The sequence below is a fragment of the Vagococcus sp. JNUCC 83 genome, assembly GCF_053667615.1.
Map to the genome: position 1 here is coordinate 2,155,552 of NZ_CM132204.1, position 25,875 is coordinate 2,181,426.

General features: G+C 33.8%; 24 protein-coding genes, 1 pseudogene, 1 riboswitch and 1 other annotated feature (1 of these 27 only partly in view). Of the genes and pseudogenes, 12 read left to right on the forward strand and 13 right to left on the reverse strand.

What is annotated here, in order from left to right; genetic code table 11:
* Positions 1–29 precede the first annotated feature (29 nt).
* From JNUCC83_RS10560 to deoD, 6 genes are all read left to right on the forward strand, one after another.
* Complete coding sequence (locus JNUCC83_RS10560; RefSeq protein WP_454459939.1) at positions 30–1,595, forward strand: ABC transporter ATP-binding protein; 1,566 nt, start codon at positions 30–32, stop codon at positions 1,593–1,595.
* On the forward strand, positions 1,588–2,691 hold the full coding sequence (locus tag JNUCC83_RS10565; RefSeq protein WP_454459940.1) for an ABC transporter permease: 1,104 nt from the start codon (positions 1,588–1,590) through the stop codon (positions 2,689–2,691). Before JNUCC83_RS10560 ends, JNUCC83_RS10565 begins: the two co-directional genes overlap by 8 nt.
* Entirely contained in the window at positions 2,691–3,653 is a 963-nt protein-coding gene (locus tag JNUCC83_RS10570) for an ABC transporter permease (protein ID WP_454459941.1), read from the forward strand. Before JNUCC83_RS10565 ends, JNUCC83_RS10570 begins: the two co-directional genes overlap by 1 nt.
* Before the next feature lie 80 nt (positions 3,654–3,733).
* The gene (gene deoB, locus JNUCC83_RS10575; RefSeq protein WP_454459942.1) at positions 3,734–4,903 is read left to right on the forward strand and encodes a phosphopentomutase; all 1,170 of its coding nucleotides are present in this window, start codon (positions 3,734–3,736) and stop codon (positions 4,901–4,903) included.
* A gap of 13 nt (positions 4,904–4,916) precedes the next feature.
* Positions 4,917–5,732, forward strand: coding sequence for a purine-nucleoside phosphorylase (locus tag JNUCC83_RS10580; RefSeq protein ID WP_454459943.1), 816 nt, complete (start codon positions 4,917–4,919; stop codon positions 5,730–5,732).
* A 17-nt stretch (positions 5,733–5,749) separates the two neighbouring features.
* Positions 5,750–6,460 (forward strand): purine-nucleoside phosphorylase, encoded by a 711-nt coding sequence (gene deoD, locus JNUCC83_RS10585; protein WP_454459944.1) that lies wholly within the window; start codon positions 5,750–5,752, stop codon positions 6,458–6,460.
* 42 nt (positions 6,461–6,502) lie between these two features.
* Here the strand turns inward: deoD and JNUCC83_RS10590 are convergent, their stop codons facing one another.
* Positions 6,503–7,264 (reverse strand): hypothetical protein, encoded by a 762-nt coding sequence (locus JNUCC83_RS10590; protein ID WP_454459945.1) that lies wholly within the window; start codon positions 7,262–7,264, stop codon positions 6,503–6,505.
* Between the two features lie 112 nt (positions 7,265–7,376).
* Positions 7,377–7,459: riboswitch (SMK box riboswitch) on the forward strand.
* Between JNUCC83_RS10590 and metK the strand changes: the two genes are divergently transcribed.
* Positions 7,457–8,644, forward strand: coding sequence for a methionine adenosyltransferase (gene metK, locus JNUCC83_RS10595; protein ID WP_454459946.1), 1,188 nt, complete (start codon positions 7,457–7,459; stop codon positions 8,642–8,644). (Overlaps the previous riboswitch by 3 nt.)
* A 67-nt stretch (positions 8,645–8,711) precedes the next feature.
* Positions 8,712–10,172 (forward strand): MDR family MFS transporter, encoded by a 1,461-nt coding sequence (locus tag JNUCC83_RS10600; protein WP_454459947.1) that lies wholly within the window; start codon positions 8,712–8,714, stop codon positions 10,170–10,172.
* A gap of 57 nt (positions 10,173–10,229) precedes the next feature.
* Here the strand turns inward: JNUCC83_RS10600 and JNUCC83_RS10605 are convergent.
* The 5 genes and pseudogenes from JNUCC83_RS10605 to JNUCC83_RS10625 form a co-directional block, all read right to left on the reverse strand.
* Positions 10,230–10,790 (reverse strand): annotated as a pseudogene (locus JNUCC83_RS10605) (IS3 family transposase); the annotation flags it as partial.
* 180 nt (positions 10,791–10,970) lie between these two features.
* Positions 10,971–12,212 carry an IS256 family transposase gene (locus JNUCC83_RS10610; protein ID WP_454459153.1) on the reverse strand — a complete coding sequence of 414 codons (1,242 nt, stop codon included), beginning with the start codon at positions 12,210–12,212 and terminating at the stop codon, positions 10,971–10,973.
* Positions 12,213–12,301: 89 nt separating this feature from the next.
* Positions 12,302–12,601, reverse strand: a complete 300-nt coding sequence (locus tag JNUCC83_RS10615; protein WP_454459948.1) for an IS3 family transposase — start codon at positions 12,599–12,601, stop codon at positions 12,302–12,304.
* A complete protein-coding gene (locus JNUCC83_RS10620) occupies positions 12,580–12,903 on the reverse strand; it encodes a helix-turn-helix domain-containing protein (RefSeq protein WP_454459949.1) in 324 nt (107 codons plus the stop codon). The genes JNUCC83_RS10615 and JNUCC83_RS10620 overlap by 22 nt, the downstream gene beginning before the upstream one ends.
* 118 nt (positions 12,904–13,021) lie before the next feature.
* On the reverse strand, positions 13,022–13,390 hold the full coding sequence (locus tag JNUCC83_RS10625; protein ID WP_454459950.1) for a hypothetical protein: 369 nt from the start codon (positions 13,388–13,390) through the stop codon (positions 13,022–13,024).
* Between the two features lie 192 nt (positions 13,391–13,582).
* Between JNUCC83_RS10625 and JNUCC83_RS10630 the strand changes: the two genes are divergently transcribed.
* The 3 genes from JNUCC83_RS10630 to JNUCC83_RS10640 all read left to right on the forward strand — a co-directional run bounded on the left by JNUCC83_RS10630 (position 13,583) and on the right by JNUCC83_RS10640 (position 16,339).
* A complete protein-coding gene (locus JNUCC83_RS10630) occupies positions 13,583–13,942 on the forward strand; it encodes a hypothetical protein (RefSeq protein ID WP_454459951.1) in 360 nt (119 codons plus the stop codon).
* Between the two features lie 305 nt (positions 13,943–14,247).
* Positions 14,248–15,303, forward strand: a complete 1,056-nt coding sequence (locus JNUCC83_RS10635; RefSeq protein WP_454459952.1) for an AEC family transporter — start codon at positions 14,248–14,250, stop codon at positions 15,301–15,303.
* A 34-nt stretch (positions 15,304–15,337) separates the two neighbouring features.
* Positions 15,338–16,339: a 2-hydroxyacid dehydrogenase gene (locus JNUCC83_RS10640; RefSeq protein WP_454459953.1), complete on the forward strand. Its 1,002-nt coding sequence runs from the start codon at positions 15,338–15,340 to the stop codon at positions 16,337–16,339.
* A 36-nt stretch (positions 16,340–16,375) separates the two neighbouring features.
* On the opposite strand, the gene JNUCC83_RS10645 is transcribed toward JNUCC83_RS10640, so the two are convergent.
* The 7 genes from JNUCC83_RS10645 to JNUCC83_RS10675 form a co-directional block, all read right to left on the reverse strand.
* Positions 16,376–17,059 carry a response regulator gene (locus JNUCC83_RS10645; RefSeq protein ID WP_454459954.1) on the reverse strand — a complete coding sequence of 228 codons (684 nt, stop codon included), beginning with the start codon at positions 17,057–17,059 and terminating at the stop codon, positions 16,376–16,378.
* Complete coding sequence (locus JNUCC83_RS10650) at positions 17,060–18,685, reverse strand: ATP-binding protein (RefSeq protein ID WP_454459955.1); 1,626 nt, start codon at positions 18,683–18,685, stop codon at positions 17,060–17,062. It abuts the gene before it with no gap.
* Positions 18,686–18,775: 90 nt separating this feature from the next.
* Complete coding sequence (gene mnmM / locus JNUCC83_RS10655; RefSeq protein WP_454459956.1) at positions 18,776–19,342, reverse strand: tRNA 5-(aminomethyl)-2-thiouridylate-methyltransferase MnmM; 567 nt, start codon at positions 19,340–19,342, stop codon at positions 18,776–18,778.
* Positions 19,335–20,297: a tRNA modification radical SAM protein MnmL/YtqA gene (gene mnmL, locus JNUCC83_RS10660; RefSeq protein ID WP_454459957.1), complete on the reverse strand. Its 963-nt coding sequence runs from the start codon at positions 20,295–20,297 to the stop codon at positions 19,335–19,337. Before mnmL ends, mnmM begins: the two co-directional genes overlap by 8 nt.
* A 2-nt stretch (positions 20,298–20,299) precedes the next feature.
* Positions 20,300–20,956, reverse strand: a complete 657-nt coding sequence (locus JNUCC83_RS10665; RefSeq protein WP_454459958.1) for a phosphatase PAP2 family protein — start codon at positions 20,954–20,956, stop codon at positions 20,300–20,302.
* A 72-nt stretch (positions 20,957–21,028) separates the two neighbouring features.
* Positions 21,029–22,084: a DUF4097 family beta strand repeat-containing protein gene (locus JNUCC83_RS10670; protein ID WP_454459959.1), complete on the reverse strand. Its 1,056-nt coding sequence runs from the start codon at positions 22,082–22,084 to the stop codon at positions 21,029–21,031.
* Positions 22,081–22,707: a DUF1700 domain-containing protein gene (locus JNUCC83_RS10675; protein ID WP_454459960.1), complete on the reverse strand. Its 627-nt coding sequence runs from the start codon at positions 22,705–22,707 to the stop codon at positions 22,081–22,083. The genes JNUCC83_RS10670 and JNUCC83_RS10675 overlap by 4 nt, the downstream gene beginning before the upstream one ends.
* Before the next feature lie 324 nt (positions 22,708–23,031).
* Between JNUCC83_RS10675 and JNUCC83_RS10680 the strand changes: the two genes are divergently transcribed.
* The gene (locus tag JNUCC83_RS10680; protein WP_454459961.1) at positions 23,032–25,686 is read left to right on the forward strand and encodes a muramidase family protein; all 2,655 of its coding nucleotides are present in this window, start codon (positions 23,032–23,034) and stop codon (positions 25,684–25,686) included.
* Between the two features lie 49 nt (positions 25,687–25,735).
* Positions 25,736–25,875, forward strand: a binding site (T-box leader); it runs 54 nt beyond the window's last position.

Genomic DNA, 25,875 nt, shown 5'->3' on the forward strand with positions numbered 1-25,875 from the left:
GTGTGATAATGATAAAGAGGTGTGAAATCATGAGTGAGGAAAACTATGTCATAGAAATGCGGAATATCACAAAACAATTTGGTGATTTCAAAGCAAATGACAACATCAATCTCCAAATTAGAAAAGGCGAAATTCATGCGTTATTGGGTGAAAATGGTGCAGGAAAATCAACCTTGATGAATGTATTATCAGGATTACTACAGCCGACTAGTGGACAAATCTATATGGATGGTCAACCAGTAACGATTGCTAATCCAACTGATGCCAAACGTTTAGGAATCGGGATGGTCCATCAGCATTTTATGTTGGTAGATGCTTTTACGGTAACTGAAAACATTATTTTAGGTGATGAACCAACAAAATCTGGTGTACTGGATAAGAAAAAATCAGTGGAAGATTTAAATCGAATATCAGAACAATATGGTATGGAAGTTAATCCAGATGCCTTAATTAGTGATATTTCAGTTGGAATGCAACAACGTGTTGAGATTTTAAAAACATTGTATCGTGGCGCGAATATATTAATTTTTGATGAGCCGACAGCGGTATTAACACCTCAAGAAATTGATGAGTTGATTATGACCATGAAGGAATTAGTAAAAGAAGGTAAATCAATCATTATTATTACGCACAAGTTAGATGAAATTAAAAAAGTAGCCGATAGATGTACGGTGATTCGTCGTGGTAAAAGTATTGAAACGGTCAATGTAAAAGACGTTAGTTCACAACAATTGGCAGACTTAATGGTTGGTCGTTCAGTATCATTTAAAACTGAAAAAGAACCATCTGATCCTAAAGAAGTCATTTTATCGGTTAAAGATTTGCATGTAAAAGACAATCGAGGTTTGGAAGCAATTAAGGGATTAGATTTAGACGTTAGAGCAGGTGAAGTTGTAGGGATTGCAGGGATTGATGGGAACGGTCAAACGGAATTAATCCAGGCTATTACAGGGCTCAAAAAAATTGAGTCAGGTAAAGTCATGTTACGAGATAAAGACATTACCAATCTAAAACCGCGTCAAATCACTGAATCTAGTGTAGGTCATGTACCAGAGGATAGACATAAATATGGGTTGGTGTTAGATATGACGTTATCTGAGAATATTGCACTTCAAACATACTATCATGAACCTTTCAGTAAAAATGGTGTGTTGAATTATAGCTATATGGACTCATATGCACGAAAATTAATAGAAGAATATGATGTTCGAACAACAAGTGAACATGCACAAGCCAAATCACTGTCAGGTGGTAACCAACAAAAAGCGATTATTGCGCGTGAAATGGATCGAGATCCTGAATTACTCATTGTATCACAACCAACACGTGGATTAGATGTTGGAGCGATTGAATACATTCATAAACGTTTGATTAATCATCGTGATAAAGGAAATGCTGTTTTAGTCGTTAGTTTTGAGTTAGAAGAAATATTGAATGTGTCTGATCGTATTGCTGTTATTCACGCAGGACAAATAGTGGGAATTGTCGATCCAAAAGAAACCACGGAAAATGAATTAGGGTTATTAATGGCAGGATATACGCTAGAAGAAGCACGAAAAGAATTAGGGACAGAGGTAGGTGTAACTAATGAGTAATTTTAAGTTTAGTAAGGTAAATGGCATTCTTGTTCCCATTTTATCTGTTCTTATGGGATTTGTTTTAGGTGCAATTATTATGTTGGTATTTGGGTATAATCCTGTTCAAGGTTATCAAGCGATGATTACAACAGCTTTTCAGTCTCCAAAAAGTATCGGAGAAATTTTTGTAACGGCAGGACCGCTTATATTTACAGCACTAGGATTCTCTGTAGCCAGTGCCGCAGGATTCTTTAATATCGGGCTTTCGGGTCAAGCCTTAGCAGGTTGGGTGGCAAGTATTTGGGTAGGTCTTTCTATGGGAGATTCACCAAGATTAGTAGCCTTAACAGCAGCTATTCTAGCTGGTGTGATTGCCGGTGCGATAACAGCCGCTATACCAGGATTGTTAAGAGCGTATTTTGGAACAAGTGAGGTCATTGTGACAATTATGATGAACTATATTTTACTTTATACTAGTACTCATATTGTTAATAATGTTATTCCGCAACAATTTATTTCAACTAAAGGAACAACAAAATTAGTTGGAGCAAATGTGTCACTTAGAACGGAATTTTTAACGTCAATTAGTAATGGGTCTCGTTTAAATTTAGGTATTATCTTTGCGTTTATTTTCTTAATCTTGATTTGGTTCTTAATGAAGAAAACAACGCTAGGTTATGAAATTACAGCAGTTGGATTAAATCCTTTTGCATCAGAATATGCTGGAATGAGTAGTAAACGTATTATCGTGTTATCAATGGTCATTTCTGGTGCTCTAGCTGGTATGGGTGGCGTTGTCTATGGATTAGGAACATTTGGTAACTTCTTTGTTCAAGGTAATTCATTAAGTATTGGATTTGATGGTATGGCCGTTTCATTACTAGGTGGTGGCTCATCTATTGGTATATTATTATCTGCTTTACTATTTAGTATTCTAAAACTTGGTGGACAAGGTATGCCAATTTTAGCAGGCGTTCCGACTGAGTTGGTTGACGTAGTTATTGCATCAATTATCTTCTTTGTTGGTATTAGCTACTTAATCAAATTAATCTTAACAAAACTTGAAACAAAAAAGGGAACAAAAGCTAGCAAAGTTGAAGGAGGTAAAGCGTGATGGCAGCAGATACTATGTCAACAGTTGCGTCAATTATTACGCAAACACTTGTTTATTCAACACCTCTTGTTTTTACAGCATTAGGCGGAACGTTTTCTGAACGTGGTGGGATTGTCAACGTTGGATTAGAAGGTATCATGGTGATGGGAGCTTTTAGTTCTGTTGTTTTTAACATCACTTATGCCGGAACATTTGGAGCATGGACACCATGGATTGCTTTATTAGTTGGTGGAATTGTCGGTATGATTTTTTCTATACTTCATGCTGTGGCAACGATTAATTTAAGAGCAGATCATATTATCAGTGGTACGGTCATTAACTTAATGGCACCAGCTTTAAGTATTTTTTTAGTTAAAGTATTATATGGCAAAGGTCAAACAGACCAAGTATCTCAAACATTTGGTTATTGGGAAGTTCCTGGATTAAGTAAAATTCCAGTTATTGGGCCATTGTTATTTGAAAAAACGTCAGCACCTGCTTTTGTGGCTATTTTAGTATCAATTATTGCATGGTTTGTTATCTACAAAACACGTTTTGGTTTGAGATTACGTTCTGTTGGGGAAAATCCTCAAGCAGCCGATACATTAGGAATTAATGTTTATGGGATGAAATATGCTGGAGTGCTAATTTCAGGCTTTTTAGGTGGTATTGGTGGAGCAGTTTTTGCTCAAACAATCGCAGGACGTTTTGCTGTTACAACGATTTCTGGTCAAGGGTTCATTTCTATGGCTGCGATGATATTTGGTAAATGGAACCCACTTGGTGCCATGGGAGCTGCTTTATTCTTTGGTTTTGCTCAAAACTTGAGTATTGTTGGAGACAGTATTCCACTTATTTCAAGTATTCCAAAAGTGTACCTACAAAGTGCACCATATGCGTTAACAATTATTGTGTTAGTCTTGTTCTTAGGTAAAGCACAAGGACCTAAAGCAGGTGGTAAAACATATATTAAATCTAAATAATAACTTAACTCCTTCCTCTAGCTCCTCTAAACAGAGGGAGGTTTTAAAATATAAAAAATGACTTGGAAGAAGGAATTGTAATGTTTAAAAGAATTCATTTAGTAGTATTAGATTCTGTGGGAATTGGTGAAGCTCCTGATGCTGAAAAATTTGGCGATGTTGGAAGTCACACACTAGGTCATATAGCTGAACACGGGTTACACGTTCCTAATATGGAAGAATTAGGATTAGGCACAATCGAGCCTTTAAAAGGTGTCAAAGCAATTGAGGATCATAAAGGTTATGCCACTAAATTAGAAGAAGTTTCTGTTGGTAAAGACACAATGACTGGTCATTGGGAAATTGCTGGATTAAACATTCAAACACCTTTTAGAGTATTCCCAGAAGGATTTCCTAAAGAGCTATTAGATAAAATCACTGAATTTTCTGGTCGTGGCATTATTATGGGTGCTAATAAACCATATAGTGGGACACAAGTTATTGAAGATTTCGGTGAAGAACAAATGAAAACTGGAGACTTAATTATTTATACGTCAGCTGACCCTGTGTTACAAATTGCCGCTCACGAAGACGTGATTCCATTAGAAGAATTGTATAAAATTTGTGAGTACACACGTGACATTACAAAAGATGATCCATATATGATTGGTCGCATTATTGCTAGACCTTATTTAGGTGAACCTGGTAACTTTAAACGTACAGCTAACCGTCATGATTATGCCCTTGATCCATTTGGTCGTACTGTTTTAAATGAGTTAAAAGATGCTGGAAAAGATGTCATTGCAGTTGGTAAAATTAACGATATCTTTAACGGTCAAGGTATGACTGAAGCGATTCGTACTTCTTCAAATATGGATGGTGTGGATAAATTATTAGACGTGATGAAGCAGGATTTTGAGGGAGTAAGTTTTACTAACTTAGTTGATTTTGATGCACTATTTGGTCATAGAAGAGATACACCAGGCTATGCCAAAGCACTCGAAGAATTTGATGCTCGTTTACCTGAAATTTATGCTAATATGCAAGAAGATGATTTACTATTAATTACAGCAGACCATGGAAATGATCCAACTTTCCCAGGAACTGATCATACTCGTGAATATGTACCATTACTTGCTTATAGTAAAAAAATGCAAGGTCACGGTCAATTACCACAAGGACACTATTCAGACATCTCAGCAACGATTGCAGATAACTTTGATGTTAAACCAACAGAAAACGGAAAAAGCTTTTTAGAATTATTGAAATAAGGGAGACTATAACATGTCATTAAGCGAAAAATTAGCAGCAACATCACAATATATCAAAGATTTAGGGGTAGGAGCCGTTGATTTTGGTCTTATTTTAGGATCAGGTTTAGGTGAACTAGCTGACGAGATTACAGATCGCGTCGTGATACCTTATGAAGACATTCCAAATTTTCCAGTGTCAACTGTCGTTGGTCATGCTGGACAACTAGTTTATGGAACATTATCTGGTAAAAAAGTGTTAGCAATGCAAGGACGTTTCCATTATTATGAGGGACATTCAATGCAAACAGTTACTTTCCCAGTGAGAGTGATGAAAGCGTTAGGTGCAGACTCATTAATCGTCACAAATGCTGCTGGTGGAGTGAATACTAGCTTTTCACCAGGTGATTTGATGTTAATTACTGACCAAATTAACTTTACAGGAGACAATCCTTTAATGGGGTTAAACGAAGATGACTTAGGTCCACGTTTCCCTGATATGTCCGAAGCTTACAATAAAGAGTACGGTGAAGTAACCAAAAAAGTGGCACAAGAATTATCTATTCATTTACAAAAAGGTGTTTACATGGGGTTCTCAGGTCCAACTTATGAAACACCAGCTGAAGTACGTATGGCTCGAGTAATGGGAGCAGACGCTGTTGGTATGTCAACAGTTCCTGAAGTCATTGTAGCTAATCATATGTCAATGAAAGTATTAGGTATTACATGTGTGACAAATTTAGCAGCAGGAATGCAAGCGAACTTGAACCATGGGGAAGTAGTCGAAACAACAGAACGCGTGAAAGCAGATTTTAAAGAGCTAGTGAAACGTACATTAGAAAAACTATAGTAGAAGGAGATTAGAGAATGAGCGTACATATTGGAGCAAAAAAGGGAGAAATTGCAGATAAAATTTTACTTCCAGGAGACCCATTAAGAGCAAAATACATTGCAGAAACATTTTTAGAAGATCCTAAGTGTTACAATGAAGTTCGAGGCATGCTTGGCTATACAGGTACTTACAAAGGCCATAAAATATCCGTTCAAGGAACTGGTATGGGGATGCCTTCAGCAGCGATTTATGCGAATGAGTTAATTCGTGAATATGACGTGAAAAAATTATTACGTGTGGGAACATGTGGCGCAATTCGTGAAGATGTGCATGTGAGAGATTTAGTGTTAGCTCAAGCAGCAGCGACAAATTCAGCGATTATCCGTAAAGATTTCCCTAATTTTGATTTTCCACAGATTGCCGATTTTGATTTATTAACAACAGCTTATGATATTGCTAAAGAAAAAGATTTTAATATTCATGTTGGAAATGTATTATCAAATGATACGTTTTACTCAGATGATAATTCAGATGTGTTTAGATTAGGTGAATATGGTGTGTTGGGTGTTGAGATGGAAGCGGCAGTACTTTACTATCTAGCAGCTAAATACAACGTCCAAGCACTAGCTTTGATGACTGTTAGTGACCATATGATTACGGGTGAAGAAACAACATCAGAAGAACGTCAAACAACGTTTAATGAGATGATGATTGTTGGACTTGAAACACTAATAAAAGAAGGTTAAAGAAAAAAACGAGTGAGACATTCAATGTGTCTTGCTCGTTTTTTATTGGATGTAGTAAATAATTAAGCTAGCCAAAGCAAATAGATTTAGGATAAACTCTTTCTTTTTTGCTTTTTTTGTTTTCATAAACAGAAATAAAGATATAACAGTAACCACAATGAAAGAAACAAATTTCCAGGTTTCAAGTTGCTGAGCCATATAATGTTGGATAACTAAATAGTAAGTACCAATTAAGGCGAGAAATCCAAAAATCAAGAAAATAGGTTGTCTTGATAGATAGGAGTACATCCCTTGAGTAAAAATAGTTAAGAATAGTACAATTAAAAATGAAAAAACAAATGGTTTAATCAGCTCGAAATCATAATCAAACGGATAGCTAATCGTCAGTAACTGGTTGAATACGATCCCTTTAAAAAAGGCATTAGTAAATGAATAAAAAAGGGAATCAACATAATAAAATTGTTTTGAAAACATCATCATTTGGAACAACTCATAAGCGAGTAAAATAATCCCAAACTGGATCGCTGTCTGTTGGATGATTAAATAGATTAAGACCGCACTAATTAAAAGTTTTAGTCCATATATCACTAAAGGGATGGAGCGGCCTTTTTTATAGGTATTTTTTCCAACCAGTTGAAAAAAATCAGACAGTAGTAAATATATGATCATATAATTTAAAATCAGTGCACCATGACTGCTATTTTTTAAAAATAGCACACCAGGTATCAATGAAATAACTGTTTGTAGTATTGCAATTAAAAAGGTGAGTGGAATATTTTTCCACAAAGTTGGTTTCGTTTGCAAAATAGGTCTCCTTGTACGTTATTTATAATAATACTTTATGGCAATACCGTAAAAAGGTCAAGATTATCGGTTGAATTATGTAGGTAAAAAATGAAAAATCTGATATACTGACTTATGTTGCAAGATTCCCGATAGGATTTACATCTCGTGTAAAGATGCCTTGTAACCGACTATATATAGGGGGAATGAAAGATGAAAGAAAGAAAATTATTTACGTCAGAGTCTGTATCGGAAGGACATCCTGACAAAGTAGCAGATCAAATTAGTGACGCGATACTGGATGCGATACTAGAAAAAGATCCAATGGCACGAGTGGCTTGTGAGACAAGTGTCACAACTGGGCTAGTCTTAGTATTTGGAGAAATTACGACAAGTGCTTATGTTGATATCCAAAAAGTTGTTAGAGAGACCATAAAGAACATTGGCTACACCCGTGCAAAATATGGCTTTGATGGTGACACATGTGCTGTAATGGTAGCAATTGATGAGCAATCACCAGATATTGCTCAAGGAGTCGATGCATCACTTGAAGCACGTGAAACTTCTGCTAGTGAGGAAGACTTAGGAGCTGGAGATCAAGGGTTAATGTTTGGTTTTGCGATTGATGAGACACCAGAGTTAATGCCATTACCAATCGCTTTAAGTCACAGAATCACACAAAAACTAGCAGAACTTAGAAAAAATGAGACACTACCGTATTTACGTCCAGATGCTAAATCTCAAGTTACAGTTGAATATGATGAGGATGGTCAACCATTGCGTGTTGATGCGATTGTGGTAAGTACACAACATGATGAAGATACTACGTTAGAGAAAATTCAAAAAGCCGTCACAGAGCTAGTGGTAAAAGAAGTGATTCCGACTGAATTACTTGATGAACATACAAAGTATTATATTAATCCAACAGGTCGCTTCGTTATTGGTGGACCTCAAGGAGATTCTGGGTTGACAGGTCGAAAAATTATCGTAGATACTTACGGAGGATATGCTCGTCATGGTGGAGGAGCATTTTCTGGAAAAGATGCGACAAAAGTGGACCGTTCAGCAAGTTATGCAGCACGCTACATTGCAAAAAATATTGTAGCAGCAGGGCTTGCATCAAAATGTGAAGTTCAATTAGCTTATGCAATTGGTGTGGCTCAACCTGTTTCTATTTCAATTGAAACGTTTGGCACAAGTTCATATAAAGAATCTGAATTAATTTCTGCTGTAAGGTCCTTGTTTAATTTATCACCAACTGGTATTATAAATATGTTAGATTTAAGACGTCCGATTTATAAAAAGACAGCAGCGTATGGTCACTTTGGCCGAGATGATGATGACTTTACGTGGGAAAAAACAGATAAAGTGGATGCATTACAACAGTATTTAACAAAATAATAAATAATAATAATCCTTATTTGGCAAGCACTTTGGCTAATTAAGGGTTATTTTTTAGGAGGAAAACATGCAACAAAAACGAGAAACAAATGTAAAAATTATCACAGCTTGTGTTTTTATCGCGACGTTTATGACTGCGGTAGAAGGGACGATTGTATCAACGGCTATGCCAACAATTGTTGGGTCATTAAAGGGAATTAGTATTATGAATTGGGTGTTTTCAATTTATTTATTAACAAATGCGATGATGACACCGATATATGGAAAGTTAGCTGATAAAGTTGGAAGAAAACCTATTTACTTGATTGGCGTATTTATTTTTATTATTGGTTCGGCATTATCAGGGATGAGTCAAAATATGATTCAATTAATTATTTTTCGCGCGATTCAAGGGATTGGCGCGGGATCAATTGTTCCAGTGTCATTAACAATTATTGCAGATATTTATCCTGTAGATAAACGTGCAGGAGTACTAGGTTTAAATAGTGCAGCTTGGGGTATTGCTAGTATTGTCGGTCCACTTGCAGGTGGATTTATAGTGGATGCACTGAGTTGGCATTGGATTTTTTTAATCAATGTTCCAATTGGGATTATTTTAATGATTTTAGTATGGATTTATTTAATTGAGGAAAAACGTGAGATAGAAAAGAGCCCCATTGATTATATGGGAAGTTTCTATATGATGACAATGTTATTGTCACTATTATATGGGGTTCAAAAAATCAATGATGGATTTAATTTGGTAACAATCATTTCGTTTTTAATATTTATTTTCAGTTTGTTTTTATTTGTGCAGACAGAAAAAAAAGCAGAAGATCCTATTATCTCTTTAGATCTTTTCAAAAATCGAACCTTTGTGTTGGTTAATCTGGTTGCAGCTCTTATAAGTGGTTTTTTAATGGGAGTAGAAGTTTATATTCCTATGTGGATGCAAGGGGTGGTTGGAAAATCTGCTGCCTTAGGTGGTATTGTTTTAGCACCTATGTCAGTTATTTGGATGTTTGGATCCTTTGCTGGAGGCCGCGCGATGAAAAAATGGCATCATCGTCTAGCTATAGTTATCAGTATGTTGCCAATATTAATCGGCGCGATTTTCTTAAGTGTTGTTAAACAAGGTACTTCATATGGATTATTCCTTATCTTTTCAGGTATTATGGGGATTGGTTTTGGTATGACGATGACGTTGCTAACTGTATTAGCACAAACTTCTGTTTCCGAGAAATTTACAGGAGTTGCAACTTCTTTTTTCACTTTATCTCGAACTATTGGTCAAACCATTATGATTTCTATTTTTGGTTTAGCTTTAAATAAAACAATGGACACACAACTGTCATCTAATGTCGTTCCTGGAGCAACTAAAGATATGATGAATGAATTAATTAATCCCCACACAGCTTCTGGATTACCAACAGAATTAATATGTGGATTACGTGATATTTTATATAGCAGTATTCATAATGTCTTTTTAATCGGATTAGTATTAATCATTGCTTCATATGTTTTAAATCATTTCCAAGAAAAAGCATAAAATAGAGCACCTACAAAGTGGGACTGAACCCCTAAAATGAGACAGTAATAAAAACACCTATGCGATTACTTTTTTCCGATAGTCAACTGGAGATAAGTAGTCGTATTTTTGTTGAATTCTTTCTTTATTATAATAGTTGATGAAATTTTGTACAGTTTCAATTACACTAATTGTAGAGCTTCCAAGCTCTGGGTGTAATGAGAACGTTTCAGACTTTAGGATGGAATGAAACGATTCTATTGGAGCATTATCTGCAGGAGTCCCTTTTCGGGACATACTTCTGGTAATGCTCTTTTCTTTTGTTGCGTGATAATAAGCATATGAAGTATACACAGAACCTTGATCCGAATGAAGTATACATTTATCTGGAAGTTTAGGTAATTTATTTAGTGTGTCTAAAACACAAGATATGTCCTGTTTTTCACTTATTGTATAAGAAAGTATTTCTCCATTAAACAAATCCATAATGCTAGAAAGATAGAGTCTTTTAGGACCATAATCAAGATAAGTGATGTCTGTTGTTAGTTTTTCTAGTGGCTTACTTGAACTAAAGTCTCTATCAATTACATTAGTAGTTTTAAAATAAATAGAACCAGGACGTTTTTCTTTCTTTATTTTGGGTTTGTCAAGTTAAGTGTGTAAGTAATTTTAAATAATAATAGAACGACAATTTGACAATGAGTCGTCCTGTGATAATCTTCGAGGATAAGAGGGCATTTTTAATAAAGCTCTTGTCCCGATAAAAATTCACAGGACGAGAGACTCGTTGTCAAATTATATATATCCAACCTATTTTGATTAGTACCGATTATATTTTTCAACTCGTTTTGAAAAAGAATCATTAACAGTTAATTGATTAAGCACCATAGCCCAATTGTGAACGTGTCCACCTTCCCATTTACTTTGAAGTTCTTTTACTCGAAGATATAGCAGCTTAAGAAGGGCATTCTCATTAGGGAAAGCGCCTTTTTTAGTTACCTTACGGAAACTTGAATGAACACTCTCTACAGCATTTGTTGTGTACATTATTTTTCGAATAGCTGATCCATAATCAAATAGTTGTTCAACATGTTGAAAATTTCTTTTCCAAACATCAACAGCTCCTGGATAAATAGCCCACTTTGTTTGAAAGGTATCAAAAGCTGTTTGAGCAGCTTTTAAAGAAGAAGCGCTGTAAAAAGACTTCATATCCTTACAAACTTCTTTATAACTCTTACTTGGTACATAGCGAAGGGCATTTCTAACTAAATGAACTAAACAACGTTGAACCACAACGCCTGGGAAAATAGCTTTAGCACCATTTTCAAGTCCTGATACGCCGTCCATTGAAATAAATAGAATATCTTCAACTCCACGCTCTTTAATCTCATCAAAAATCTGCATCCATCTGTTTTTTGATTCTGTTTGATTTAACCAAAGGCCTAAAATTTCTTTATTTCCTTTTAAATCATAGCCAAGAATTGTATACACTGCACATTCTTTCACTTCATAATTTTCTCTTAGAGTGACATACATACAATCAACAAACAAGAAGGCATAGCATTTGGCCAGAGGTCTGATTTGCCATTCCTCAAGTTCTGATAATATTTGATCTGTGATATCCGACACCATGTCATGAGAAATAGTAAAGCCATAAATATCTTCAATTGTCGAGGCAATATCTCGTTGACTCATGCCTTTGGCATACATAGAAAGAACTTTACTTTCAATACTTGAAACGTCTTTGCTTCTTTTAGGAATAATTTCTGGTTCAAAAGAAGCATCTCTATCTCTTGGAACCTGAATGTCTAATTCACCGAAACTTGTTTTTAACTTTTTATTTCCATATCCATTCCGTCTGTTTTGAGTTTCTTTTTCTTGTCTTGACTGATTCTCATAACCTAAATGATTATCTAATTCTCCACGTAGCATAGCTTCAAACATCGGTCCAAAAACATCTTTTAAAGCTTCTTGCATATCTTCAACCGATTCTGGTTGATAGATGTCAATAATTGATTGAGCTAACTTCGCTGATTTTTGGTCTCTTTTCTTTTTAGCCACAGCTTCTCACTCCTTTAATCTATTGTAAAAAAAGAAAAACCGCGAAGCAACCCACTACCTAGGATGGTAGGTTACTTACACAGTTTATATTACACTCTCTTTATTTTCACCTGACAACTCCATCCATATTTTTGCATAATACGCTGAACAACTTTATGATTCACTTTTATCTTTTTACGAAGTAAAAAAGTGATTTTTCGATAACCATAAGTGAACTTGTTTTCTTTACACAGCTGCTCAATCATTTTAATTCGATTATCGGCAACATATTCTTTCTTAGACCAACGATAGTAAGTACTTCTAGCTATCCCAAAATAGTGACATAACCATGTTATAGATAGTTTTCCTTTATAAGAATCAACTAAATTTATGAATACTTCTTTTTCCACATCCTTTCCAACTCCTTGTATTTTTTTAAAACATCAATTTCCTGTTTCAAGTACTTGTTTTCTCTTTCTAGAACTTCTAAAGGTGAAAAGTGTTCATTACCTTTTCCATAAGTATATTGTTTTCCCACACCTTGAGAGAATCGATAAGATTCTCCATTTCTATACCATTTCCACCATGTTTTCACCTGAGTTTTATTCCGAATGTTGAGTTTATTCATAATTTCTGATGTTGTTTTACCTTCAAGTTTCATTTTTATAGCTTCTTCTTTTACTTCTACTGGATAAGCAATCCTTTTAACCATAAAAAATACACCTCCGTTAAATTCATTTTACATGAATTCAACAGGGGCGTTTTTATATTTGTCTCATCTTTTGGGGTCAGTTCCAAGTAATGTGTTGAATTACTTTGTAGGTGTTTTTTTACATTGATTCAACAGCCTCTAAGGTTTTTGTGACATTTTTATAGGCATCTTCAGTCAATTTTCTGCGTTTTTCAGCAGAAATATTTGTACTGATTTCATGCATGTTATGCCCTAAGTTAGTCACATTTCTTTCAATAGTTTCAGCATAGTTTAATTCTTCAGCAGAAAATTGTTCAGGATGTTTTTTAAAATCTTCTTTTAATTGTCTCATTAACGATTCCGCATTTTGATAGATAGCATTATATTGATCAGAGTCAAAAGAATCCATAATAGAATTATCTTTTTCTAAAATAACAAGTAAATCTGTTTTTAGTTTTTTTAGATGAGTGGTGATACCTTTGAATTTTTCAGCATTTGTTAGTGTCATAATTATCACTCCTATAGTCTTTAACAATATATTTGTTTATATGAGTTATTATAATTGGTAAATAAAAATTTTTTGTTACTAAAAGACGAATAAATTCAAAATATTTAACAAGATTAATAGTATTTTTTACACATAAAAACCATTATTTTATAATAATATGAACACTAACTTGAGAAAGGTGGTATAAGTACTATGAGAGAAAATATTGGGATTGGCTATTTAATTGAATCAATTGATAACGCAACAGCAAAACTATCTGTTATTGAGCCACTAGTTGGCTTATATATACCAAAAGATGTCAAGAAATTAAGTCACTTGAATCGTGCACCTGAAATTGGAGATGTTGTTCAAGCGAGAGATGATAATCATTATTTGTTAATTGACGTGATTCATCGTGAAGACAGTGAGGAAGCGCAAGATGTCTTACCTCATATCACTCAAATACTACATACAAAAGAACAACTAGGAGATTATGTGGTTGAAGTCGTTGGGGACAATGAATCAACTTTTGATCGTTTAGTTGATGAATATATGGAAAACAGTGTTAAATAATGACATAAATCAAAGCGTTGGGCTAATTTTTATAGTCCAATGCTTTTTTTATGTGATATATTAAGCAAATATGTTTTGGAGTAATAATAGTATAAATAATGGTTGATAAGTGGGGCATACCATAATTCAATAGTGGACATTGCTGTTTTTTTAACATCTATTTTTTCGATTACATAAGTTACAAAAGTATCATTAATTACAAATTGTTCAATATTTCACAAATATACTTTATGATGTGTATGTAAAGCAAAGGAGCATGCAACCTTTTGTGATATAACACACAATGATTAATGGGGGATTTATATATGAACATCGGGGAAGTCATCAAAACAACTATGACTGATATGAATATTATCAGTGCGATAACATCAACAGTTTTTATTATTTTATTAGGATTCTTTTGTCGTAAGAAAGGAATTTTTTCTTCAGAAGTAGGAAAAATTTTATCAAAAGTAGTGTTAAGTGTTGCTTTACCAGCATTAGCTTTTAATGCTTTTATGCAAGATATTAAAAGCGATACATTAAAGCAAGGAATGAATGTTTTAATTTGGGGTATTGTCATCTATATTATTTTAATTTTTGTTTCTAAGCCATTATTTATGAAATACAAAGGTGATGAACAAGACACTCTACGCGTTCTAACTATTTTTGGGTCAACAACATTTTTTGGTACACCGATTGTTAGTGCAATTTATGGGCCGATAGGTGTGATGTTCTCTTCAATTTTTAATATTGGGTATCGAATTTTCTTATATTCATATGGATACATTAAAATGAGTGGTTTAAAAATGGAACTTAAAAACATTAAAACAATGTTTTTAAATCCAATTGTTATTGCAACATTTGCTGGGTTATTCATCTGGATTTTCCAAGGATATTTACCACAAGTAAGTGTGACAAATGCTGAGGGCGTTGTAAATCAAGTGGCATTTTTACGTATCGATCAAACGGCTGTCTGGTTATTTAAACCAATGACATATTTAGCAGGATTAGCTTCACCGCTTGCATGGTTATCAATTGGTGCAACTTTAGGTGAAGTAAGCTTTAAAGATGCAGCATCAGACAAAACATCTTGGTATTACAGTGCAATGAAAGTCATTGTTGTACCAGTGATTAATATTGTTTTATTAGCTGGTTTAACAATAACTCACATCTTGCCAGTAAGTTATGAAGCATTAGCAACAATCGTTATTATGATGGCTGCACCAACAGCGACAGTTGCAGCAGCTTATGCTATTAGCTTTGATAAAAAACCAGTTTTAGCATCAAATGCTTCACTTATTTCAACAGTATTGGCTGTTGTGATGACACCAATCTGGATTGTTGTACTAGAAATGATTAGCAAAATGGGAATTTTTTAACCTAATACATAAATAAGAAAGAAGAGGAATTGATATGACATTCAAAATAGCATGTTATGGTGTAAGACCAAATGAGGTAGCTTACTTTAATGACTTAAATAAATATAATTATGATTTAACATTGATTGAAGATTTATTAACACATGATAATATTGAAACAGCTTATAATCATGATGCTGTTTTATTAAGAGGAAATTGTGTGGCAGATAGAGAAAACATTGAAAAAATGGCAGAACACGGTGTGAAATATGTCTTTACACGAACTGTTGGGTTTAATCATATTGATTTAGAAGCGGCTAAAGAATTTCATATGGAAGTAGCTAGAGTCCCTTCTTATTCACCAAATGCCATTGCAGAACTATCTCTTACTTTAGCCATGATGCTATTGAGACATACTTCTTATATGACAATGAGAACAAGTGATAAAAACTTTATTGTTGATAATACAATGTTTAGTAAAGAAATCAGAAATTGTAAAGTGGGTATCATCGGAACTGGAAAAATTGGTTTAACAGAAGCCAAATTATTTGATGGACTAGGTGCAACAGTTTTAGGTTATGATATTTATGAAAACGATGCGGCTAGAGAGGTATTAACTTATACTGATTTAGACAATTTATTAGAACAATCTGATATCGTCAGCATTCATGTACCATACATTCCAGGTGAAAATGATCAAATGATTAATGCTGAATTTATTAGTAAGATGAAGAAAGGTGCTATCTTAATTAATACAGCACGTGGAGAGTTACAAGACAATCAAGCGATTTTAGATGCATTAAAGACAAACCATCTAGAAGGTTTTGGGACAGATGTATTTGCTAATGAAAAAGATTTATTCTTCAAAAATTTTGGTGAGGATCAGCCTTTACCAGATTCAACTGTTGAAGAGTTAATTAATCTTTATCCAAGAGTTTTAGTGACACCTCACGTGGGATCTAATACAGATGAAGCATTAACTAATATGATTGAAACAAGCTTTGAAAACTTCCATTCAGTTTTAGAATCTGGAAAAACAGCAAATAGTGTATTGTAAAAAAACTCCTCCGACTATTAACGTTGGAGGAGTTTTTTATACTTGTTTATAGCGTGTGATTGGTCGGCCAATATCTTGATACATGATATCTTCTGTTAAGTAATTTGTCTCAACAAGGAATGATAAATATTTTTTTGTGGAAATACGGGATATTCCAATTTTTTTTGCAAGGTGTTCAGTTGAAAAAGGGGCTGTTTCTTCGTGTATCTTTTCTAATACTTTTTCCATAGTCAGTTTGGATAGACCCTTAGGTAAGTCATTTAATATCATAGGCGATGGATTATGGTCACTTGATTTTTCATTAAATAAAGCATCTATATTATTTTGGTTAGCATGTTGTATTTGACTAAGTATTTTTTTTTGATTAACTACTTTTTGAATAGCTAGTGACAATCTATTAGCTGTAAATGGTTTTACAAGATAATCTACAGCTCCTAGAGATAATGCCTTTGTGATTGTATCCATATCATTTGCGGCAGTAATAAGTATGACGGGAACTTGATTATTTTCTTTACGTAATTCTGATAAAAAGTCAATCCCTGTTTGATTAGGTAGATAATTATCTAACAAAATCATGTCTATATGTTGAGTAGCTATGATTTTTTTTGCTTCTGAAGTTGATTGGCAATTTTCTACCAAATGAATGGTGGGGATGTCTTTTAAAAAATCTTCATTTAGTTTTGCCACCATTGGATCATCTTCAATAATTAAGGTGTTCATTTATTTTACCTCTTTCTTTATTGGTAATTCGATATAGACAGTTGTTCCGATATTTTGATTGTTAGTCATATCAATCAAACCGTTATGCTCAGTGACGATACGATAAATGGCGTGTAATCCGTATCCTCTCCCCGTTCCTTTAGTGGAGAAACCTTTTTGAAAGAGTTGATCAATATTAGTAGTTTGAATACCACAGCCACTATCCTTGACTTCAATGATAAGAATATTTCCTTCAGATTCATAGGAAATTAGGAGGTTGACGTATCTGATGTCTTCTTCTTTAGTTGCATCAATGGCGTTATCTAATAAATTCCCTAATATTTGAATAATGTCGTGGATACTTTCATCAATCGTTAAGTCTGGTAAGAAAGACGATGGATTTAATGATAAGCTTACGTTTTGTTCCTTTGCCTCGTTAATTTTCCCAAGGATAAACCCTGCAATAGCAGGTGACGCTATAATTTCTGTGACATAGCCTACTTCTTTTTGGTAGTCACTAGTGATTTGTTGAATGTACGTTTGAACCATATCATATTTTTTTTGTTCAATGAGGCCCATAATAACGTGAGTTTTATTCATAAATTCATGTGTTTGAGCTCTTAAAGCATCAATATATTGTTGACTGCCACTTAATGTATGGATGAGTTGATTCATTTCTGACTGATCCCTAAAAGTTGTGACTGCCCCACTGAATGTATTGTTGTTAAGCAATGGAGAAGTTGTGGCAATCAAGGAAGTTGAATGTATCAATAGCTCTTGGTCCATTTGTCTGGATTGTGTGTGAAAACATTGACTAAAAAATAGTTGATAGAGATCATCGATTATTGGTTTTTGTTCTTGTAGCATCATAGAATGATCAATTGAGTAGAGTAATTTTTTTGCAGCTTGGTTAATTAAAGTAATTTCTCGTTGTTCATTAATTGCTATGATTCCTTCATTGATTTCATCATTAATCCATTGTTTTTCTTGTACCAATCTAGAAATATCTTGTGGCTCTAATCCAAGCAAAATTCGTTTAATAGCAGTACTACTAATGACAGCACCTATGATTCCGACGAATAACCCAATTAATAAAATGAGAGTTATTTTTATCTGTAAGTTATTAATTTCACCTTGTAATGTATTAAGTGTAATACCAGCACAGATAACACCTATAATTTGATTATCGTCATCTTTAACAGGAACAAAAAATCGAATCCCGTCTCCTAGTACTCCTTTTTTTTGAGAAAAGTGAGATTTACCATTAAGTGCTTGTCTAGCATCATCTAAATCAGAAAAAGGTTGCCCAATAACGTCAGAATTTGGATGGGATAATCGAATGAGTTCTTTATCTAATACAACAATAAAATCCATGTTACTGATGTTAGCAACTTCTAAAGAAAGAGTTTGGATATCTGTTGATGTTTTATCTTGAATTAAAGCCTCTTTTACTTGTTCATCTGTAGCAAATACTTTGGCGATGGTCGACATTTTATCTTTGGCATGTTTGTATTCATTTTGGGCAACATAATGTTCAATATATAAAGATGATAGTACTAATGAAATAAGTGTTGTCAAAATAACGATAAATATAATAATAGCTCTTAATGAAAAACGGCTCATAAATTTACTGATTTTTTGTTGCATTATTATAATTTACTCCTTAATTGGTTATATTTCTTTATTATAACTTAATATAGAATTATTAGGAAAATATTTAGAAAAAAAGAGCCGAAATCAGGCTCTTTTTCTTTCAATACACAGTACAGAAGGGGGGTTATTTTGTTGATTGATAAATTGATAAGTTAAAACAGAGTAGGTTTCTTGAGGTAGCAATTGAGCAAATGCTAAGACATCTTTTTTTTCATTCATTCCTTCATCATGACCTGAGTACAATACTAAGACAATCCGACCTTTTTCTTCTAAAATGTTTAGCAAAGAAGTTATTGCTGTAATGGTAGTATGACTAGTTGTTGTAATGGTTTTATCACCATGAGGTAGATAACCTAAATTAAAAATTGCAGCTTTTACTTTGGTGTGAGTAGGTAAGTGCTCTAGGGCTTTTTCATGACCATCTTTGATAAGTGAAACATGTTTTATATGTTGCTCTTTTAATTTTTGTTGAGTGGATTCAATGGCCTTTTCTTGTATATCAAACGCATAGACATGTCCATCACTTCCAACTAACTGAGCTAAAAATAAGGTGTCATGGCCATTACCCATGGTAGCATCAACTACTGAGTCGCCTAAATCTATGCATTCATCAAGAAGTTCGTGACTAAATTTAAGAGCTGTTTTAAGCAAAAATTTCCCCACCTTTTCTAATATTATAAATCCCTTGATATGTTTGTCGTCTTTCTAGCTCTTGATCAATTCCATTTAATACTTCCCATTTTTTTAAACTCCACATTGGGCCAATGATAGCTTCTCTTGGAGCATCTCCTGTTAAACGGTGAATAATAATTTCTGGGGGAATTATTTCTAGTTGATCACATGTCAATTGAGTATACTCTTTCTGTGTTAAGAGCTGAAGTCGTCCTTCTAAGTAATCTTTTTCCATTTTTGTATTAGACATTAAATGAAGTAAGTGTAATTTTATTCCTTGAATATCTGAGTCTAATACTGTTCGTTTCACATTTTCCATCATCATGTCATATGTTTCACCAGGTAGTCCATTAATTAAGTGAGTGCAGACATTAATATGATGTTTACGAAGTTTTTCCACTCCATCTAGATAGGTTTGGTAGTCATGAGCTCGGTTGATAGAATGACTTGTTTCCTCAAAAGTAGTTTGTAAACCAAGTTCAACCCATAAGTATAATCGTTGATTTAATTCGGCTAAATAGTCTACCACATCATCAGGTAAACAATCCGGACGAGTCCCTATAGAAAGACCAACCACGCCTTCTTCATTTATGACTTGCTCAAAACGGTGCTTTAAAACATCAAGAGGAGCATGTGTATTGGTAAAATTTTGAAAATAAACGATGTATTGTTGTGTTGTGGGCCATTTTTTATGCATTTGATCGACCTCTTTACGAAATTGTACCGGTAATGGATCGCTTGGTGCAATAATCATATCACCAGACCCAGAGACGCTACAAAATGTACAGCCACCTCGAGCTACAGTTCCATCTCTATTTGGGCAATCAAACCCACCATCGATTGGTACTTTAAATACTTTTTCATCAAATACTTCTCTAAGAGCAGCATTCCAAGTGTAATAACGTTTTGAATCTCCTTTTTTGTATGTAAACATGTCTATTGTTTCCCTTCAAATCGTTGAATGAAATCATATTTTTTAAAATAAGGATAGCTAAACATTAGCCAAGCACCACCGAGTAAATAGCCGCCTAAAATGTCTGTAGGGTAATGAACGCCTAGATAAATGCGACTGGCACCGATTAACAAGATAATAATCCCTAGAGTAATCTGGATAACTAAACGCAGAGATTTATGGTCAATATATTTATAAGCTAAGAGTATCAATGTGCCATAAAATAACATGCTGCCCATAGCATGTCCACTAGGAAAGCTAGCGTGTTTTGCAGCTACTAAGTGTTCCACTGATGGACGTGGCCTATTGAATAGATATTTTAAACTGAGATTTCCGATACCTGATATTAGAACGGTATTAATTGCTAACCAATAGCTAGCTACTTTATCTTTTAGCTTAATGTAGAGAACAAGAAAGCTGATGATAAATAAAAACGCGATAGTTGCAGTGTTACCAAACTTGGTGAAATACTTGAAAAAGATCGTTTTTTCAGGTGTGATAGTGCCTCTTAATAATTGTTGAATAGGTTGATCGATAGCTGAAAGAACAGATTCATTTGATACAACGAAGTATGCAATGACTGCAAAAAGTAACAAACAAATACTAGCAGCATATGACCAATATAATTTTGATGTTTTCATTAATGTTGACCTCCTAAAATCAAAAACAGACTTTATTAACTAAATAATAAAGCCTGTATATTATAACATGATTTAATCATAACCATAATGAGTGTCATCTGTATCCAGCTCCTCTACATCGATGTCACCGTTTTTAGTCATGGCTTTAATACTTATTTTTCCTTTATTTGTTTTATATTTTCTATTAGAAGATAAATTTTTATTAAAAATTGAAATGTCACCCAGTGTGGTTTCAAAATTTAGCTGATTGTTCTCGATAGAGGCGTCATCTGTTTCAATATCAATATCACCGTTTGTTGATATAAGTTCTGTATCAAAGTCAATGATGTTATCGTGAAACAAGATATCACCATGTATTGTATGAATAGTTGATTTCCCAATAGTGTGATTAATAGATACATCTCCCTCTTGAGTATTAACTTCCATATCACCTTTTGTATTACCTGTAAAGATACTTCCAATTTCAGTTTTTAGTGTCATTAACTTAGCTGTAGAATTTAAAATAGTAATATCATTGTATTGAGAACTGATTGATAATTGTTCTGATATTTTAGAGTTTTCTAAGCTAAAATCTGTAGCTTGTTCTGTCTGAATGATTTTTTTTGCGCGAATGTTATCTAGCGAAACAGAGCCATTTGAAAGAGATAAATCTACAGTATCTGCTGAAAAATCATACATGGATAAGTGTATCCTTTCCCCATTTATAGTTACTGTTTCATAATGGGTTGGTATGCGAAGGTATACCGTGTCATCAATGTATCTGTTTAAACTAAAAATAGAAAAAGGGTAAGTGCTTTTAGTGTCTGTTGACGGATTTTTTATGGTTAATAAAGAAGTTGAGTCTTTCTCCGTAAATGTACAGTCTGCTTGTTTCTTTTTATCTAGCTTAAAATCGACACCTTGCTTATTCATATAAATATTTTTATCGTCAGACCGCGTGATGGTGACTATAGTTGGTGAGTCAAAACGTATATCCAATTTTTTATTTTTTTTTGTTAGAATTTTTTTGTTAATGGCCCTTTGTTCTCTTTCCTCAGCTAATTTATTCTGAGTGAAAAATACGCCGACACTTCCAACGATAATAAGAAGAATCGCAACAATCATCGTAAAGAAAGTTCTTTTTTTCATCGGTTAGAACCTCCTTTCAAAACAGACCAACACCATCTATGGTACATCATAAATAGTTTCAAAGCCCCTTTGGTAATAGGTTTCAAAATGATAAAGCCTAATAGACCGATACCAAAAAGAATAAGGCTAATAAAAAATTGAAACCATGCATAGGTTGATACAGCTGTTCCAAGTAAAAATAAACTAAAAAGTGGGCTGATGATAAATCCACCAATTACTAACCATCCGCTCATTAGTAAAATTGAAATAATTAATATGACCCAAAACATAAAAAATAAGTTTAGTAGACCTATTCCAATCAGTTGGAGAGGCCTACTTAATGTGGAATCATTATGTGTGTATTTGTTATATGTGTGATGCGGGTCTGACGTACCGTTAGTAATTTCTACCCAATCATCTATTATCTTTGTTTGTGTGTTAAATGATAGTCCAAGTTCAGAAAAAATGGTTTGAGCAATCTGTTTTGGACTGGGAAGGACTTGTGTTACTTCATACTCAGACATTCCTAACGCTTTTTTTTCATCGAATATTTGTTCATATGTATTGATAACAGTTTGTTGTTCTTCTGATGATAATTGGTTTAGATAAAGTTTCAGTTCAATAAAAAAATGCTCTTTATTCATACGAACTCCTTTCAGTGAGATTACTTATTTTAATATACAGTCAAAAAAAAGTGATAACAAGTTGTAGAGCGAAAAATCGGCCTAAAGTATGAGCAAAAAATTTTTAAACATATATTAATAAAATATCAGTTTAATGATATTAAAAAATCCCAAATATGCTTGATAATAAATAGAATAGATGTTTAAATAATAATAATAAGGTGTTTTTTGTATAATTATGAAAAACACACATATTTTTATACTAGAATATTTTATAGTAGTTGTCTGAGAAAAATCATAAAAAAGTGATTTTTGTATTTTTATTTTAGGAGACGAGAGATAATAATGAAAAAAAATAAATCACTAATCAATCAACCAATGGTACGTCATGCCTCTTTATTTGGAACTGTTTTGTTGTCATCTACAGCGATTTTACCGGGTATTACAACTTTAGCTGCAGATAGTATCAGTGAGGACAACTCTCATATATCTAATAAAGATAATCATGCAACAGAATCAAAGAACAATAACAGTTGGTCATTTCTGTCTATTGATGGAAAAAATGAATGGACTGAAAATACAGTTCCACTAGAATTAACGATAAATTTAGAAGCTCATCAGATGGAAGATTTAGATACTACAATTAATTTATCCCCTAATACTATAATAAATATGAATAGTACCGATGTATCATTAAAAGATGAAACAGGTAAAGTGATAGGGTCATATCGTATTAATCAGGAGCTAAATCAATTACAACTTACCTTTGTTGACACACAATTTACTAAGGCGATTTTTAAAGTGCCAATTGACTTTAAAAAAGCAGATTTGAAAGAACAAACGGTTGCTTTTTCTATCGGAGAAAGTATTGTTTATAAAACAGTGAGAACCATTTCCAATCCGGGTACAGAAAGTTCGATACTGCAAGAAAGTGCATTAGAAATTAATGAAGCCGCTGATGGAACAACTAGCGATCAAGTGTCTCAATCAGAAGATATTTCTAACTCAGGGACTAATTCGACATTGGAGACGAATGATATTGTGTCAACTTCGAATCCAGACGAAACAAGTCTAAGTGATAATTCTGAAACTGAAAAAAATAGTGAAATAGATGAGAGCACAACTTCCGATTCAGCTATGACAGACACTAGCATAGCTACAGATTCATCATCAGATGGAACAGACACTAGTACAACGACTGAGTCAAATACAAATGAGACTGAGGACTCTGATTCTAAAGAAAAAGAGTCAGATAGATTAACAGAATCTACAGAAGAAAATTCGATACAGCCAGCTGTTGTCCCTACACCAAGAGTGGCAACATTAAAAGCTGCAACACCGCAAGCTGCGTTTATTGAAAGTATAGGTTCTCACGCACAAAGTGTTGCTGCAGAAAACGATTTGTATGCTTCAGTAATGATAGCACAAGCAATTTTAGAAAGTGGATATGGTACGAGTACGTTATCGTTACCACCGAATCATAACTTATTTGGAATTAAGGGTAACTATAATGGTCAATCAGTATCAATGCCTACACAAGAATTTTATAATGGTCAATATGTAACGATTACAGATGCTTTTAGAAAATACCCATCATACCGTGAGTCGTTAGAGGATAATGCACGTGTATTGAAGACAACGTCGTTTTCTCCGGGAGTTTATTTTTATTCCGGAGCTTGGAAGTCTAATACATCATCTTATATGGATGCTACTAAGTGGCTGACTGGTAAATATGCTACAGACCCTAACTATAACACTAAATTAAATAATTTAATTATGACATACAATTTAACGCAATATGATGATGCTAACTATACAGGACCGATCACAACGCCTACAGGAACAAATGATGGGGTAAATAGTAATCCTGGTAGTGCATCAACATCTGAAGACTCTTTAACTTATACGGTGAAAAGTGGGGACACGTTATACCGTATAGCATTAAATAATGATATGACTGTTCAAGAACTAAAAAAATTAAATGGATTAGTTAGTGATATCATTTATACTGGGCAAAAATTACAGGTTAAAGGAAATAGTCAAGCACCTATAACTGAATCTGAACATACTAATTCAAATCAAGCTACTGATAATAATGAACCAAATCAGTCTGGAGCAAGTAATTCATCATCAATCTATACAGTAAAAAGTGGCGATACATTATACCGTATTGCTTTAAACAATGGGATGACTGTTCAAGAGTTGAAGCAGTTAAATGGTCTGACAAGTGATTTGATTCGTGTCGGTCAACAGTTGAAGATTACAAGTAAAGGTAGTTCATCAACAGGTAACACATCTGGAACTACATCAGGTTCTACGTCTACTTCGACCCACCAAGTAAAAAGCGGTGACACATTATATGGTATAGGGTTAAAATATGGTATGAGTGTACAAGAGCTTAAATCATTAAATAATTTAAACAGTGATATTATCTATGTGGGACAGTCCTTAAAAGTTTCTAAAGGAGCGTCAACCAATTCAAATAGCAGTGTGTCCAGTGAGTCAACCACTCATATTGTAAAAAGTGGCGATACATTATATGGTATAGGTTTAAGATACAATGCATCAATAAATGATATTAAGAAATGGAATAATTTATCGAGTGATGTGATTTACGTTGGACAGTCGTTAAAGATTAACTCGACAGGAAAAACCACGGAAAAATCTACATCAACTGTTGGAACAAGCACAACACAAGGAAGTTACACTGTTAAATCTGGTGATACATTATACAAAATTGCTATGGCTAACAAAACAACTGTACAAGCGGTGAAAAAAGCAAATAACTTATCAAGCGATTTTATCTATGTTGGCCAACAGCTAACTTTACCTACAGCGACAAGTGGTGCAACATCGAAAAACTTACGTCATACTGTTGTAGCTGGTGAGTCTTTGTGGATGTTATCTCAGAAGTATAATACAAGTGTTTCTCAATTAAAATCTTGGAATAATTTAACAACAGATATTATATACGCTAATCAGGTTTTAAGAGTCAGCTAGTTGTCAAAGTAGTACTCATTTGTTATGATGAGTTTAATAATATAAAAATAAGTAATTAAGAAGTAGTAGAATAGAAAAACTTTAAGAGAGCATGTGGTTGGTGGAAACATGTAGCAGGACTATTTGAACTTGTCTTAACTCATTTTACTTATCGGAATGACTATTTTCGTTAACAGTCAACGGAGGTGT

Excerpts from the sequence above, each read along its gene's own strand:
- mnmL (WP_454459957.1), bottom strand. The coding sequence starts at position 20,297 with ATGTTTACATACAAAAAAGGAGATTCAAAACGTTATTACACTTGGAAT.
- JNUCC83_RS10580 (WP_454459943.1), top strand. The coding sequence starts at position 4,917 with ATGTCATTAAGCGAAAAATTAGCAGCAACATCACAATATATCAAAGAT.
- JNUCC83_RS10680 (WP_454459961.1), top strand. The coding sequence starts at position 23,032 with ATGAAAAAAAATAAATCACTAATCAATCAACCAATGGTACGTCATGCC.
- JNUCC83_RS10600 (WP_454459947.1), top strand. The coding sequence starts at position 8,712 with ATGCAACAAAAACGAGAAACAAATGTAAAAATTATCACAGCTTGTGTT.
- metK (WP_454459946.1), top strand. The coding sequence starts at position 7,457 with ATGAAAGAAAGAAAATTATTTACGTCAGAGTCTGTATCGGAAGGACAT.
- JNUCC83_RS10650 (WP_454459955.1), bottom strand. The coding sequence starts at position 18,685 with ATGCAACAAAAAATCAGTAAATTTATGAGCCGTTTTTCATTAAGAGCT.
- JNUCC83_RS10560 (WP_454459939.1), top strand. The coding sequence starts at position 30 with ATGAGTGAGGAAAACTATGTCATAGAAATGCGGAATATCACAAAACAA.
- JNUCC83_RS10670 (WP_454459959.1), bottom strand. The coding sequence starts at position 22,084 with ATGAAAAAAAGAACTTTCTTTACGATGATTGTTGCGATTCTTCTTATT.
- JNUCC83_RS10625 (WP_454459950.1), bottom strand. The coding sequence starts at position 13,390 with ATGACACTAACAAATGCTGAAAAATTCAAAGGTATCACCACTCATCTA.
- JNUCC83_RS10630 (WP_454459951.1), top strand. The coding sequence starts at position 13,583 with ATGAGAGAAAATATTGGGATTGGCTATTTAATTGAATCAATTGATAAC.
- JNUCC83_RS10645 (WP_454459954.1), bottom strand. The coding sequence starts at position 17,059 with ATGAACACCTTAATTATTGAAGATGATCCAATGGTGGCAAAACTAAAT.
- JNUCC83_RS10620 (WP_454459949.1), bottom strand. The coding sequence starts at position 12,903 with ATGGTTAAAAGGATTGCTTATCCAGTAGAAGTAAAAGAAGAAGCTATA.
- JNUCC83_RS10675 (WP_454459960.1), bottom strand. The coding sequence starts at position 22,707 with ATGAATAAAGAGCATTTTTTTATTGAACTGAAACTTTATCTAAACCAA.
- JNUCC83_RS10635 (WP_454459952.1), top strand. The coding sequence starts at position 14,248 with ATGAACATCGGGGAAGTCATCAAAACAACTATGACTGATATGAATATT.
- deoB (WP_454459942.1), top strand. The coding sequence starts at position 3,734 with ATGTTTAAAAGAATTCATTTAGTAGTATTAGATTCTGTGGGAATTGGT.
- JNUCC83_RS10640 (WP_454459953.1), top strand. The coding sequence starts at position 15,338 with ATGACATTCAAAATAGCATGTTATGGTGTAAGACCAAATGAGGTAGCT.
- JNUCC83_RS10570 (WP_454459941.1), top strand. The coding sequence starts at position 2,691 with ATGGCAGCAGATACTATGTCAACAGTTGCGTCAATTATTACGCAAACA.
- deoD (WP_454459944.1), top strand. The coding sequence starts at position 5,750 with ATGAGCGTACATATTGGAGCAAAAAAGGGAGAAATTGCAGATAAAATT.
- JNUCC83_RS10565 (WP_454459940.1), top strand. The coding sequence starts at position 1,588 with ATGAGTAATTTTAAGTTTAGTAAGGTAAATGGCATTCTTGTTCCCATT.
- JNUCC83_RS10665 (WP_454459958.1), bottom strand. The coding sequence starts at position 20,956 with ATGAAAACATCAAAATTATATTGGTCATATGCTGCTAGTATTTGTTTG.